Raw genomic sequence first — 13572 nt, 5'->3', positions numbered from 1 at the left:
TTACCTCGCTGCCTGGTGCCAAGCCACGCGCACCTTGTAGTTGGTTGTAGCGAGCAGCCACAAGAAACGTGGCACGCGGCGCAGCCAGTTTTGTTTGCTGATGAGGCCGATGGGTTGTGGTGTCAGTGGTTTATTCATTGCTGACTCCAGTCGCCCATGGCGAGGATAGGTTTTGTTACCTGATAAAACTTAAAGGCGTTGTAACCGCCCCAAATCAAGATGGCGGCAACGGCCATGATGATTAAGGCATTGCGCAAGCCTTTGAAAATGCTTTCTGTGATCGGGTCAAGATCAATAGGGTCTGATGTATCCAGGGGGATGTCTTTCCGCTTGATGCGATTGCTGACGATGCCAGGCACGTCATGCTCGATGAGCGGTGGCAATTCGTGACGGTTACACATGTGTGGCCTCCTGTGAGAGTGATTTTTCTGCTTGGTGGATGTTTTCGAGGTGCTGCTCAAGTGACTTGATCATTTCCAGCGCCTGCTCTTTACCCAGGTTAAACTCAAGCGTTGAGCGCACACCGTGCGCATTGACGGTCATGAGGCCGTATGCCGCAACTCGCCCCTGGTCAAGCGTGTCGGTGTATGGGTAGCAGAAAGTGCTAAAAATGGCGCCATTAAGGCCGATGTGTTTGCTGTGCATGGCTTAGTCCTTGTTGTACCAGTGGTTAGGGTTTGGGGCGGTGCGTGGTTTAGGCGCTTGTGTAGCGCGTTTGATAATGGTGACTACATCCACGCGGATTTCGTGGGGGATAAAGTCCCAAGCGCGGTATTTGTAGTTAGGGTTGCGGCCAGCGTCTGTTAGCAACTTGGCGCGGACAGCTTTGGAAGCGTTATTCCAGTAATCAACAAACTGCTTGTCGTTACTGTCATCACGAATGCAGCGGGTTGCCATGGCGATCATGCTGGCGTCCCCTCATATGCGTAGAGGGCGCCTTTAAGATACGAAAGGCTAAATTGAGCGTTTAACCCTGCGGCTTTGCGTTGGCGATCATTAAGATCAAGGTCGGTCAATGCCAGAATCGCTTCATCAACGATCTGGATCGCGTCATGGATATTGTGCGCATAAACAATGCCATCAAGCACGCGAACATGCTTAAAAGCGCCTGATCCACTTGTCTGAGATTGATAGTCTGCAACCATGTTTCACACCTTTGTGTGTTGATGATGGGTGCATGATATAACCATGGTTATTAATATGTCAATAACCTAGGTTATATTTTGTGGTATTATTTTTTCGCAGTTGATGATTATTTAATTATTTTGGTAATAAAAAACCCGCCTGGTGGCGGGTAGAAAGGGTGATTCATGACCGAAGAGTTAATTAATATTAGTGCTGACTTAGATAAGCTTTCGAGTGAACGTGTAGTTATCGTATGGCCGGATAATGATCAATGCGATGATACTTCGAATGGTGAATATTGTTGGATTCCAAGAAAGCTAGTAACTGAGTCATAGCTCTGTGGGGTTTGCAGAAAAAAAAATTGCAGAATTAGGTTCGGCAGAAAGAAAACTGTAGGAATATTCTTTTACTCCTGCCAGCTGGTTACAAACCCATCGTCTGAATAAACGTATGTTCTGTAATAAACATGTTGCTTGTGAATATGCCTTGCAGTTACATGTTTATTTATACGATCAGGTTTTCCCCAGCTGGCGAGTAATTCACAGTCGCTCATTCCAATTTGGACATGTTTTTTTAATACAGCAGGATGTTTGGGGGTGTATGGGAAGTTTCTTTTTTTTATTTCTGCATAAACAACATTTGTAATATCACTATTTTTTCTTTCCAGAATGCCACTTTTAATGCATAAATCAATGTCATTTAGTTTGTTAAAGTATTCAGGAGTTTTTTGGTAAGCTGTAATTTTTGCTTTTTTATTATTAAGTACCTTCTTTGCTTTTTCTTCTGCTTCTTTTTTTTCTTTAGCTGCTTTTGCTTCTACAGCTTTGTAATCATATCCACCTGGCTCGACCCAACCTCCTGGTTCATCGTCAGCAAAAAGGAGGTTGGGTATAAGCATTAAAATTAATATAAAACGCATCTAATCCTCCATTCTTTTAAGGATGATTAAGTTATTTGGAGTTGTGTTTACCGTTAGGTTCTTGGGTTGGTTCAGCAAGCGAATCAAGAAGTCTTGCAGCTTGTGATTTCATGTAAGGTTGCATCTGTTGCATTACTTGCAAAACTTTATACTCTGGGTCATTTACTGAAACAGAGTAAACATCAATTTCAGGTTTTCCAATTTCAAAAATCAGCCATTCAGGACTGACATTGCAGACCTTGGCAATGAAGTATGAAAAGTTAGATCCCACTGTATTTTCGTTTTTCTCCATCTTTGCCAGATTGGCCTGGGACATCATAGGTTTGCCATTTTCGTCTGTAGGCAATAAGTCGACAAGTTCTTGCTGAGTAAAGCCTGCGTTTTCTCGGGCCCACTTTAAACGTTCGTTAAATTTCATTTCTAGAAAATACAACCATGGTTTTTTAAAGTAAAACAACTATGGTTATTGACTAAAATATAACTGCGGTTATATGATTGCGGCATGAATGAAAACCTTAAACGTTTAATCGAATTGGCCGATGGGCAAAGCGCACTTGCTAATGCGTTGAGGGATGAAAGGAATCCGATCACTCAAGCGCATGTATGGAAGTGGGTAAACACGACAAAGTTGGGTATACCAGCTGAGTTTGTGATTAAGGCAAGTGAGGCAGTTAACTGGCAAGTTACCCCTCACGAATTGCGCCCGGACCTTTACCCACATCCGCAAGACGGCTTGCCAGAACATTTGCGCGAGGTGGCTTGATATGCAGCTACATTCAGCGATTGCCGCTTTTGCTATTGATCGCGACCTCTGTGATGTAGCGTCCTCTTGCTTCGGCGTTGATATCCAAGCCGCGGTCGTGACACCAACGACTAAATTCTTTGGGATTGATGATGACGCGCTGGACGGCATATCCGCTGGCAATCGCTTGTTGCTCGGTATGTATGGCTTTTTTGAGCCAAGCGTCGTAAGACCGGGGGAGGTTATCCCTGTCGGCCATGATGCTGATCGCGGCGTCATACTCTTCGGCTGTGTACCAGCTGATGGGCAGCAGTTTGATGGTGTTATCCATGGGTAGCCTTTTTGTGAAAAGTTTTGTGTGGAAACTAAACTATAGCAGATTGGCCGCCCGCCTTTTTCGCGGGGTAGCTCAGTTGGCAGAGCGCCGGACTCATAATCCGAATGTCGCTGGTTCGAATCCAGCCCCCGCAACCGTTGGTCCAGCTGGTATACCTGGTGTGCTTGTATACCAATTTGTGCCTGTGCAGCAGTTTTGCATGCGTACATCTATATCCTCCCTGTGCCGTCCTTAGCCTTTTGGCTTTGGACGGCTTTTTTTTGCATGGGTGGAGTATGGCAGTGGCGTTAAAAAATAAGAACGTGAATAAACGGAGGATGCACACGTGGAATTAACTACAAAGCTTCAAAAGCTGGTTGCACTGTCGCCTGATGGCTTGGTGCGGGCGCTAGCTGAGATTAATGACGGGCGCACAAACCAAATGGGGGCGCAGGTTTTGAATAATAAGCTAAACCCGAATTATGAGCCGGATTGCTTAAACCTGATCCAGTTTGAGGCGATTGTGCGCAGGCTGGATTTGAATTTTGAGCTTGCAAAGTATTTTGCCGCCAAAGCAAATGCGATTGTTGTGAGTCTGCCAGCGGTGCCGGAGAGTGATATGGCGCTGCTGGATGATTTTATGAATATTGCCCGCGAGCTGGGCGAAACCAGCCAGCGTTTTCAGGCTGGTTTTGCTGATGGCGTGATCACCCAGGCTGAATATTTGCAGATCAGCAAAGAAGTGCATGACACCGTTGCAGCCTTGCTGCAATTTGAACAGAGCGTGGCAAGGGTGGTGCGATGAAGTATTCACCAAATGATTTGCAGTCGATGGCCTCTGAGTTTTTAACTTACAAGCTTAGAAATGGCCAAGATTGGAAAGTAAAAGCAGTCATCCAAGAGTTGCAGCTGGCCTACAGACTGAGTGAGCAGCAAGTACTTGGCCTGATCGTGAAATTATCGAAGGGTCTGCAAGTTGGCTAAGTTAACGCCTATTCCTTATGCGGAGATTGCACAGGCTGCAAATAACGCTGCTGAAAGTCTAGTACGTGCTTGGCTGCCTGGTGGAAAAAAAACTGGGCAGGAATATTTTGTATGCAACCCAAACAGGGCAGACTCTAAGCCTAATTCATTTGCCATCAATATCTCGGGTGATTCAAAGCATATAGGGCGTTGGGGTGATTTTGCCACGCCTGATGCTGGCACTGATTTAATCAGCCTTTATGCATACATTTTTGGTTTAGAGCAATGGGAAGCCGCCATAGAGGTCGCTGACCAGATCGGCTTCAAACTGCCTGAAGGTTGCCGCCCAGCAGAAAGCCAGCCACGTGAGCGCAAAGCGCCGATTATTGACCCTGCCACCATCAAGCAAAGCAAGCCAAAAGAGGAATCACCCTGGCACCCTGTGATGCCGGTACCAGCGGGTGCTGAAGAAGCGCCATTGGCTCACCGTCACCGTGGATTGCCTGCCCTAAAGTGGGAGTACAAGGATGCTAACGGCCAGCTGCTTGGCTATGTGTATCGCTTTAACAGCTCAGACGGTGGTAAAGAAACGCTGCCGCTCACCTATTGCAAAAACCAGAAAACTGGCAAGCATGAATGGCGCTGGATGCAGTGGCCAGAGCCGAACCGCCCGATATATGGCCTTGATAGGCTTGCGGCTAAACCGGACGCTTATGTGCTGCTGGTTGAGGGTGAAAAGTGTGCCGATGCGCCTCTGGATATGATTCAAGGTGTGCCAGTGAGTTGGCCAGGTGGTAGTAAGGCGATTGATAAGGTTGACTGGTTACCCTTGGCTGGCCGCAAGATTTACGCATGGCCAGACTGTGACGCGCAGCGCGAAAAGCTGACCAGTGAAGAAAAAGAGCAGGGTGTGGACCCGGCCAGTAAGCCTTTGTTGCCCGAGGAAAAACAGCCAGGCATGCTGGCGATGCTCAAAATCCGCGACAAGCTGCTTGAGCTTGACCCTGCGACTGAGTTTCACATTATTGATATACCAGCCCCGGGAGAAAAGCCGGGCGGCTGGGATATTTACGATGCAATCCACGACGATGGCATGAATGCAGCTGCATTGACTGCATTTATTACAAAAACACGGCCAGCTTTAACGCTGGTTGCTGATAACTCAAAAGAGCAATCTACCGCTACCCCCGCTGACGCGGAAAAAGATGAAAAGCCTAAGTGGGTTGGTTATCTTCTGCGTAACAAAACTTATGACATCACGCCGTGCCTGGCAAACATTGTCGACATTATTGAAAACGATGAGCGCTGGAGAGGTATTTTAGCGTTTGATGAGTTTGCGCAGCGGGTTATCAAGCTCAAAGCGCCACCGTTTTGGAATAACTCTGGCGAAGCGGGTGAGTGGGATACGCAAGATGATGCCCGCCTAGCGATGTGGATCACCAAGATATGGCGATTTAGCCCAAGCACGGCACTGGTGGCTGAGGCGGTTGAGGTTGCGGCAAGAAATAACCCTGTTAACCCTCCGAGGGATTGGCTAAAAAGTCTTAAATGGGATGGTAAAAAACGGCTGCTGGGCTGGATGCATGAATACATGGGTGTGGCGGATAACGAATACACCCAGCGTGTTGGCTGCTGGTTTTTTATGGGTATGGTTAAGCGGGTATTTGAGCCTGGCTGCAAGTTTGACTATTGCCTGGTGATTGAAGGCCCGCAAGGCCGCAAGAAATCAACCGCACTGGCTGTGATTGGTGGTGATTGGTATGGCGACACCGACCTTGATTTGCATAACAAAGACTCGATGAGTGCATTGCGCGGAAAGATGCTTTATGAGTTTAGTGAAATGGGGTCTGTAGCCAAGGCAGAGGCCACCAAGCAAAAATCGTTTTTAAGTCGTCAGGTTGATGAATATCGGCCTGTGTATGGGCGCAGGGAGATCCGTGTGCCGCGTCAGCTGGTTTTTGCTGGCACCACCAACGAATGGGAGTGGAATAAAGACCCGACAGGTGGCAGGCGCTTTTGGCCGATTGAGGTCACGACGCAAATTGACATTGATGGCCTGCGCGAGGTGCGCGATCAGTTGTTTGCCGAAGCCGTTGAGCGAGTGAACGCAGGGCAGCGATACTGGCCCACGCAGGACGAACAGGAACGTCTATTCGACAAAGAGCAGCTGAAACGCACCATCACGGAGTCATTCGTGGACGGTATTGAAGAATGGGTGTATCAGCGATCAGGCTTGCTTAAAGATCAGGAATTTACCCTTTATATGGTGGCCACCGAGTGCCTCGGCATGGACGCCTCAAAAATCTCACGCGATATACAAACCAGGATTGGCAATGCACTGCGCCAGCTGGACTGTAAGCGCGTGGAAAAACGCAACAGTGAACACCGGTTTTGGTACAAGCCACCAGAAAGAAAACTGGCCACGTCGACAACCGGCGCTGATGCATCACAGCCGCAACAAAATCCAGGGGGGGGTTGATGATGATATCCCATGGTAATGCGGTTAAAACTTCCACACCTTCCACACCTGCAATTTTAGGTATGGAAGGCTGGAAACAAGCAATGGCGCGGGGTTTCCATACCTTCCATACCTTCCACACCTTTTCACTCACGTACATGCACAGGCGCACACACACGTGCGCGCACGCGTGTACACACCTGTATCTTTTTGGTATGGAAGGTATGGAAGGTATGGAACAACAAGCAAATAAAAGGCTTTCAGGCTTCCACACCTTGGCGCTTAGGTTTGGAAGGTGTGGAACATGAGCCAGTTTGATGAGTTTGAACGCCCAGCCCAGCCGGTTTTGCACCAAGAAAAACCGAAAAGCGGTGTGGCTGAACAGTTTCCGGCATCTACGGCTTTGGTAGCTGAATTGCACGCTTTGTGCCCTGAGTTGTTTGCCGGTGCCAAAACGATCTACATGGCCGAAGGCGGGCGAGAGATTAAAACGCGGGTGTATCGGCTGGTTGAACAAATGCATGAAATCAGCGCGGATGAGTATATGGCCCTGGGGCATGCTGCCAAGCGTAATGAGGTTTTTTCGAATAGGAGGCGGCGATGAATACAGTTTTGCCAGCCAGGTATTACAGCCGCGATCCTGCGGATATTGTGGCAGATGATCAAATCCACCAATTAGGCTGCAGGGTTTGCGATCACTGTGTTTCAGCATTGAACCGCTGGTATTGCAGCAATGATAAAGCGGTGAAGTTTCATAAACGGGTGCCAGGTATTGGCCCCAATTGCAAGTATTTTGAGTTGAAGGGATAGGGCGATGTTAAACACATATGTGAATAGACGCATGGTGCAGTGGACAGGCTGGCTATTGAAGCGAGAAGGCGGTGCGCTTGGGTATCCTAAGCAATGTTCATATACGCGCCTTGCGGCGAGTGGCGGCAATGCTGGTTATGTCCCTGATCTGGACTCTGACGCCATGGAAGTAGACGCCATCATGTTGAAAATCAAAAAACAAGATGAAAAGATTTTTAGGGTGATGCACATGTTTTACGGGGTTGATTTTGTTGGGGGCCATGCCGTGCCCACAGCGACCAGCACTGCTCAATTGCTGGCTAAAGAGTTTGACTGCCATCGTGACACGTTGTATGCCTGGTTGGAAAAAGGGCATCGGCTGATGATGGATGGCTTTCATGAGAATGATGTGCTGGCGCACATTCGGAAGTAGGCGGCACCGGCCTTTGGTGCTCAATGAAGGAGAGTTATATGAGTATTGCATTGAATGACGGTGATTTTAAGCTTGAGTTAGGTCAGCAAGTAGTAATTTTAGTTTCAGGCGAGCAAGGTGAAGTAATTGGCAGAGCTCAGTATTTGCATGATGAGAACCGCTATTTTGTACGCTATATGGCTGGTGATGGCAGAGCGACAGAAGTTTGGTGGAATGAAAGTGCATTGACCGGGGATTAAAAAACACTTGCACCGATCCGACAAAGCATGTATAAATGCGGTAAATTGTGTGTAGTTGCGTTTAATGAAAGCCGTTCTGTTTACTCAGAGCGGCTTTTTTATTGGGCTCAACCACTGCAATTTATACAATTTGTCTGGATATAGACCCCATACAATCAGCCGCATGCAAGATGCCTGGAGCGGCCCCGGACGCTGTACCCGGGATGAACACTATAACGTGAGAGAGGGATGAACCGGAGGCGACACGGCTAAGCCAAAGGGGACCATGATATCGCATGCAGGGCCGAACGACTGCATGCGCACCGGGTTAAACGATGATCAAGATTAGCGGACAGTTTCCGAAAGATCAGGTCATCAATGACCTGCGCAAGTTTCAAAAGCAGGTGCAGTTTGCCAATGTGGTAGCACTGACGCGCACGGCTCAGGATGTGATGGCAGCCGAGCAAAAGCAAGTCGACGAAGTGTTTGACCGAGCAACGCCTTACGCACGTAACGCTTTTTTTTTAAAGCCTGCGACCAAAGATAAGCCGGAGGCTAGAGTCTGGATTAAGTCAGACACGTTTAAGGGCACGCCCGCTGAAAACTTCTTGCGGCCACAGATTGATGGCGGCACACGTAAGGTTAAGCGCTTTGAGCGGGCTTTGATTAATGCTGGCATCATGCCAGCCGGTTACTACGTGGTGCCTGGTGAAGCCTGCCCACTGGACCAGTACGGCAATATTCCCTCGCGCTTGATTGTGCAAATGCTTAGCTACTTTCGCTCATTTGGTGAGCAAGGGTATAAGGCAAACATGGATGCCAAGGGCCGTGCAAGGTTTGATCGTCGGGCATCTAAAGCTATAGGCCAGCAGGTCACATACTTTGCTGTTGGCCTTAAAGGTAAGTTGCAGCCAGGGATATACCAGCGCATTAACTTCGCATCGGGTAGTGCGGTGCGACCGATCTTCATCTTTGTGAAGTCAGTCAACTACAAGCGCCGGTTTAGATTTTATGAAACATCCGAGCAGGTAATTAATCGGCGGTACAAACCAAACATGGACGCCAGCTTGCAGGCCGCACTGGCTAGTCAGCGTTAACGGGTCCTTCCTGGGGTTGTCGCTGCCGAGGGTAATTCGAACCACGCTTTTAAGCTAGTTAGTGGCTTGTTTGTGGGGTGGTCGCTTTGGTGGTCATGTAGTGTTTTTGAGTGGTCAATTTTTTCAGGATGAATTTTCCGGGGTGGTCAAATGCGTGAATTGCTGAGTTTGCGCGCATATGCACGTCACCGCAATGTAAGGTTGTCGGCGGTCCAGAAAGCGATTGCCAATAATCGTATCAGCACTGTGCCGGATGAAAAGGGCCGTGCAAAAATTGATCCAGCCGTCGCAGATATACAGTGGGCGCAAAACACCAACCCACTGCAGCAAGAGCGTGGCAGCCTCAAGGATTTTGAACGCACCCAAGCAGATTTGCCGGGCGCTTCTCAGCTGCCGCTGGCAGGTGAAAAAACCGGCGTCCAGACGTCTGTACTGAGTGAAGAAAAGGCCGAGACAGAAAACGTCCGCCGCCAGCTGCTTGAGATCCAATTGGCCAAACAGCGCGGCGAGTTGGTCCGGGTTGAGGATATCAGCCGCGCCCTGGCAAATAAACTCAAGGCCGCGCAAGAACATTTAAACACGGTAGCCGACCGCCTGGCGCCGATCCTTGCTGCTGAAACCGATGTCAGCAAAGTCGATGAAATGCTGCGCAGCGAGATCCGCCGCGCCATGACACAGATCGCGCTTGAAGCGCCCCACGTCACGCAGTAATGGGCGCACCAGATACACAATTAGTCGATGCCTATCGGCTGATTGATTCGCTATTTGCCGAGCACTTCCGGCCACGCATCCCAAAGGATGTGGACGAATGGGCAGATGCGAACCGCATCCTGCCAGCTGGCAGTGCAGAGGCTGGCCCCTGGCGGACTGACAGGACGCCATTTGCGCGCGAGATCTACAAAGCATTAAGCGATAGCGACCCCTGCGAAGAGGTCGTGCTGATGACGGCCACCCAGCTGGTCAAGTCCGAGGCCGGGCTTAACTGGATCGGGACCATTATTGAAGAAACCCCGGCGCCGGTCATGATCGTCCAGGCCACGGGCAACACTGGCAAACGCTACAGCCGCCAGCGCGTGGGGCCCATGATTGCAAACTGTCCAAGCCTGCGCAAGCGGGTGGCTAGTGCCGTGGCGCGTGATGCAGCCAACAGCGCCAGCATGAAAGAGTTCACAGGCGGCGTGCTGATTATCACCGGCGCAAATAGCGCAGCCGAGCTGGCCTCCATGCCAGCAAAATATATCCACTTTGATGAGGTGGACGATTACCCGGATGATTGCGGTGGCCAGGGCGACCCAATCAGCATTGCCGTGGCGCGGCAAGATACATTCCGCCGCCGCAAGCGGCTGCTCAGTAGCAGCCCCAAAAAACCCAAGGGCTACAGCATTATAGAAAACGCCTACCTGGCGGGCACGCAAGAACAGTATCACGTGCCATGCCCACACTGTGGCCATAAGCAAGTGCTGGTCTGGGCAAACCTCAAATGGTTAAAAAACGAGGCAGGCGAAGCCCTGCCAGAGACTGCACGCTATCTATGCGATGGCTGCAGCGTGCTCATTGATGAGCACCACAAAGAAAAAATGCTGGCAGTAGGTGAGTGGGTTGCCAAATACCCAGAGCGTAAAGGCTTACGCCGCAGCTTTCACCTGTCCAGCTTGTACAGCCCGCTAGGCTGGCTGACCTGGGCAGACATGGCCCGCCAGTTTGTGCTGGCCATTGAGTTGCAAAAAAAAGGCAATAACGAAAAGTACATCACGTTTGTAAACACCCGCCTGGCCGAAACCGTCAAGGAAGAGGCCGAGCAAAACAGCGCCACCGAGCTGTTGCAAAGGGCAGAGGATTATGACCCAGCCATTGTGCCCATGGGTGGCCTGCTGATCTGCTGCGCCGTAGACATGCAAGATGATCGCTTTGAATGCTTCCCCTGGGCAGCGGGTGAGGGTGACTTGCGCATCGCGCTTAAGCCCGAGGTGATCCGCTGCGACCCAGGGGAAGAAAGCAGCTGGCAAATGCTCGATGCTTACCTGCAAACAAGATTTAAACACGCCAGCGGGCAAAGCCTGCCAATTGAGGCGGTGGCTATCGACACGGGTGGGCACTATACCCACATGGTTTACAACTATGTACGCCGTGCAGATCCACGACGCAAAATCAGTGCGATCAAAGGTGACAACCACAAGCCAGGCATCCCAATACTCGGCAAGGCCAGCAACGTCGACGTGAACTGGCGTGGCGAGATTATTAAAGGCGGCTGCAAGCTATGGTTTGTTGGTGTAAACACAGCAAAAGACTTACTCAATAACCGGCTCAAACGCCCGGGTGTCATCCGCCTGAGTAAGCAGCTGCCGGTTGAATACTTTGAAGGCCTGACCGCCGAAAAGCGCGTTCCGCAACGCACCGCGCGTGGCATCCGCTATATGTGGGTCAAAGTCGCAAGCAACGCTCGCAACGAGCCGCTCGATGGCGCCGTGTATGCCGAGTGGTGCTTTGAGCGGCTAGGCGTGAGCAAATACCCCAGCAAAGTATGGGAGCAAATCCGCGAGCGCGTGCAACCGCGCATCGGCAGTTTGTTTGATCAGCCTGACCAGGAATCTGTAAGCCAGCCTCAGCCAGTGCAGCAACCAGCAGTTAAGCAAGCAAAACGAGTTAACAACGCAATACCGCGCAGCAGCCTGATAGGGCGGCTTCGTGGCGGACGATAAAAGGAAACTGAAATGACAGTGATTGTTAAAAATGCCGGCAAGTTTGAAGGTGTGCACTACGCCGAAAATCAAATTGTAACTTCAACTGCTGATATCGAATCTAGAATGATAAATGATGGATTTGCCAAATTTTATCAACCAGTTAAAGGGCTTGATGGCCAAAACGCATGGCGAGTAATCGGGCAAGAAAGTTCAATGCCAAAAGCTGCTGGTACTTGGCGGTTGCTTGGTTCAAAAAATACTCGCGTCATGACACACCGATTAAATAAAGTTCTTTTTTCGCATTCATTTCAATTCGGTGTTGGTGAAAGTATGAAAGCTGTAAACGCTGGCACGACTAATGGCAATGGTCTTGTTCATGCTTCTTTAATTCATAACGGCGTTGCATATCCCACCTACGTGGCCAAATTAGTTGGTGTTGACGATAACGGCAATGCCATTATGGAAAAAGTCAATTTACGCGATGCAACTGCAGATTATGGTTCTGCGTGTTATCTGATTGCGGAACTGCCATACTTTCTAGAACCTGGCGATTCCTATGTCGAGTCAGTGATGTGTTATCAAAATGCCCATAACGACAGTGGTGCAGGGGCTACGCTCGCTGGTCAGTTTATGAATTACACAAACAAAACCAGGGGCAAAGATAAGTTTTACCGTCACAATTCCACAGATCCTGTAGTTATTGAAGCATGGAAAACATGGGCTGATAGTGCAGATTTAGACGCTGTGCCAACTGGTGCCGTGACTGTAACCATCAATGGTGTTGTGACTGCTGACCAGCCTATTGGCTGGAAAGCGCACAGTGTTATAGGCTGGGTTGATGCTTCTACTGTTTCTGTATTCTCTGCGGGGGATTCGCGAGAGCATGGTCAAGATAATGGGGCAACTTCAACGACTGATCCCGGGCTTGATATTTATGGAAACAATGGCGAGGCATCTCATATTTTCAGAAACATTTGTAATGTCGGTATTCAAACAGAAAAAGCGGGCGACATCACGGATGCAAGCAAGTTTAAACGAAGTGAATTTTCGGTGTTTTGTAACGTTGGTCTTTTTGGGTATGGCATTAACGACCTCAACCAGGCTGGCAGTGCAATCACTAAGGAAAACACGTCAGTTTCAACATATAAGCAGCTTGTTGACGCGATTAAATCATACGTCAAACCATTTAATGTTTGGCTATGCAAAACAATTAGTCCCAGCGTTACATCAAGTAATTACTTGATTGATATTGCTGGGCAATCGCCTCAAGTAGCCACGGCAATAAGGCGTATCAATGGTGCAATCCGCCGCGGACTTGTTGGAAATGATGGTTATGTCGAAGTGCACAATGCTGTAGCACCATCCCCAGATGCTTGTATTTATAAAGTATTGCCTCAGTCTCGTATGGTTAATACTGGCACGCTAACTTTGTCTAGTGTTGCTGCTACGACAGATGACGCTGCATATATCTTAGCGACTGCGTCATCAAATATATTTAACCGCGACGATAATTTTTTAAAGGGCGTGATTAAAGGAATTGCAACCGGTTCGGCGATTCCAGCCACTGACCTCAAGTTTTTGATGGAGTACATTTCTGCGGCTCAAGTCAAAGTGTGGCTGCGAGGTACTAAAGACAACCCCGTCCCATATCCAACGTCATGGATTAATGGATCGCTGCCGCTTGTAGTTACTTTAAGTGCAAATCCTCTTTACATCGGTGCAGATCATTATTGTGATAGTTCAAATACAGGATACATCCATTTATCACCAGAGGGTGAAGAGCAAGTCACTATTGCAAATCGTCAACTTGATCTGCCACGAATTTAATCGC

At 49.2% G+C, this 13572-nt stretch carries 19 protein-coding genes and 1 tRNA gene; 12 read left to right on the top strand and 8 right to left on the bottom strand.

The annotated features are described in order from the left end of the window. The 7 genes from Q9292_RS09985 to Q9292_RS09955 all read right to left on the bottom strand — a co-directional run bounded on the left by Q9292_RS09985 (position 1) and on the right by Q9292_RS09955 (position 2462). The gene (locus Q9292_RS09985) at positions 1-138 is read right to left on the bottom strand and encodes a hypothetical protein (protein WP_313987530.1); all 138 of its coding nucleotides are present in this window, start codon (positions 136-138) and stop codon (positions 1-3) included. Further along, on the bottom strand, positions 135-401 hold the full coding sequence (locus Q9292_RS09980) for a hypothetical protein (RefSeq protein WP_313987528.1): 267 nt from the start codon (positions 399-401) through the stop codon (positions 135-137). Before Q9292_RS09980 ends, Q9292_RS09985 begins: the two co-directional genes overlap by 4 nt. Next, positions 394-645, bottom strand: a complete 252-nt coding sequence (locus Q9292_RS09975) for a hypothetical protein (RefSeq protein WP_313987526.1) — start codon at positions 643-645, stop codon at positions 394-396. The genes Q9292_RS09980 and Q9292_RS09975 overlap by 8 nt, the downstream gene beginning before the upstream one ends. Positions 646-648: 3 nt before the next feature. Further along, a complete protein-coding gene (locus Q9292_RS09970; protein ID WP_313987523.1) occupies positions 649-897 on the bottom strand; it encodes a hypothetical protein in 249 nt (82 codons plus the stop codon). A 5-nt stretch (positions 898-902) separates the two neighbouring features. Then, entirely contained in the window at positions 903-1145 is a 243-nt protein-coding gene (locus Q9292_RS09965) for a hypothetical protein (RefSeq protein WP_313987520.1), read from the bottom strand. 386 nt (positions 1146-1531) lie between these two features. Next, the gene (locus Q9292_RS09960; protein ID WP_313987517.1) at positions 1532-2044 is read right to left on the bottom strand and encodes a hypothetical protein; all 513 of its coding nucleotides are present in this window, start codon (positions 2042-2044) and stop codon (positions 1532-1534) included. Positions 2045-2075: 31 nt separating this feature from the next. Further along, positions 2076-2462, bottom strand: a complete 387-nt coding sequence (locus tag Q9292_RS09955; protein WP_313987515.1) for a helix-turn-helix transcriptional regulator — start codon at positions 2460-2462, stop codon at positions 2076-2078. Between the two features lie 84 nt (positions 2463-2546). Between Q9292_RS09955 and Q9292_RS09950 the strand changes: the two genes are divergently transcribed. After that, positions 2547-2807: a YdaS family helix-turn-helix protein gene (locus tag Q9292_RS09950; RefSeq protein WP_313987513.1), complete on the top strand. Its 261-nt coding sequence runs from the start codon at positions 2547-2549 to the stop codon at positions 2805-2807. A 13-nt stretch (positions 2808-2820) separates the two neighbouring features. Here Q9292_RS09950 and Q9292_RS09945 read toward each other — a convergent pair whose 3' ends face one another. Then, positions 2821-3117: a hypothetical protein gene (locus Q9292_RS09945; protein ID WP_313987511.1), complete on the bottom strand. Its 297-nt coding sequence runs from the start codon at positions 3115-3117 to the stop codon at positions 2821-2823. A gap of 67 nt (positions 3118-3184) precedes the next feature. Here Q9292_RS09945 and Q9292_RS09940 point away from each other — a divergent pair. The 11 genes from Q9292_RS09940 (at position 3185) to Q9292_RS09890 (ending at position 13568) form a co-directional block, all read left to right on the top strand. Further along, positions 3185-3257 (top strand) — tRNA-Met (locus Q9292_RS09940). A 287-nt stretch (positions 3258-3544) separates the two neighbouring features. After that, complete coding sequence (locus Q9292_RS09935; protein WP_313987978.1) at positions 3545-3907, top strand: phage regulatory CII family protein; 363 nt, start codon at positions 3545-3547, stop codon at positions 3905-3907. Then, positions 3904-4086: a hypothetical protein gene (locus tag Q9292_RS09930; protein WP_313987508.1), complete on the top strand. Its 183-nt coding sequence runs from the start codon at positions 3904-3906 to the stop codon at positions 4084-4086. The genes Q9292_RS09935 and Q9292_RS09930 overlap by 4 nt, the downstream gene beginning before the upstream one ends. Then, on the top strand, positions 4079-6544 hold the full coding sequence (locus Q9292_RS09925) for a VapE domain-containing protein (RefSeq protein WP_313987506.1): 2466 nt from the start codon (positions 4079-4081) through the stop codon (positions 6542-6544). Before Q9292_RS09930 ends, Q9292_RS09925 begins: the two co-directional genes overlap by 8 nt. A gap of 283 nt (positions 6545-6827) precedes the next feature. Beyond that, on the top strand, positions 6828-7127 hold the full coding sequence (locus Q9292_RS09920) for a hypothetical protein (RefSeq protein WP_313987503.1): 300 nt from the start codon (positions 6828-6830) through the stop codon (positions 7125-7127). A gap of 210 nt (positions 7128-7337) precedes the next feature. After that, a complete protein-coding gene (locus tag Q9292_RS09915) occupies positions 7338-7745 on the top strand; it encodes a hypothetical protein (protein WP_313987501.1) in 408 nt (135 codons plus the stop codon). A gap of 38 nt (positions 7746-7783) precedes the next feature. Further along, complete coding sequence (locus Q9292_RS09910; RefSeq protein WP_313987498.1) at positions 7784-7984, top strand: hypothetical protein; 201 nt, start codon at positions 7784-7786, stop codon at positions 7982-7984. Positions 7985-8298: 314 nt separating this feature from the next. Further along, entirely contained in the window at positions 8299-9060 is a 762-nt protein-coding gene (locus Q9292_RS09905) for a hypothetical protein (protein WP_313987496.1), read from the top strand. A 150-nt stretch (positions 9061-9210) separates the two neighbouring features. Beyond that, complete coding sequence (locus tag Q9292_RS09900) at positions 9211-9771, top strand: hypothetical protein (RefSeq protein WP_313987494.1); 561 nt, start codon at positions 9211-9213, stop codon at positions 9769-9771. Continuing rightward, complete coding sequence (locus tag Q9292_RS09895) at positions 9771-11759, top strand: phage terminase large subunit family protein (protein WP_313987492.1); 1989 nt, start codon at positions 9771-9773, stop codon at positions 11757-11759. The genes Q9292_RS09900 and Q9292_RS09895 overlap by 1 nt, the downstream gene beginning before the upstream one ends. 12 nt (positions 11760-11771) lie before the next feature. Then, a complete protein-coding gene (locus tag Q9292_RS09890) occupies positions 11772-13568 on the top strand; it encodes a hypothetical protein (protein ID WP_313987490.1) in 1797 nt (598 codons plus the stop codon). Positions 13569-13572: the final 4 nt, after the last annotated feature.

The organism is Methylophilus sp. VKM B-3414 (assembly GCF_032248435.1).
Lineage (GTDB): Bacteria > Pseudomonadota > Gammaproteobacteria > Burkholderiales > Methylophilaceae > Methylophilus > Methylophilus glucosoxydans.
This window is presented reverse-complemented; position numbering and strand designations above follow the sequence as displayed.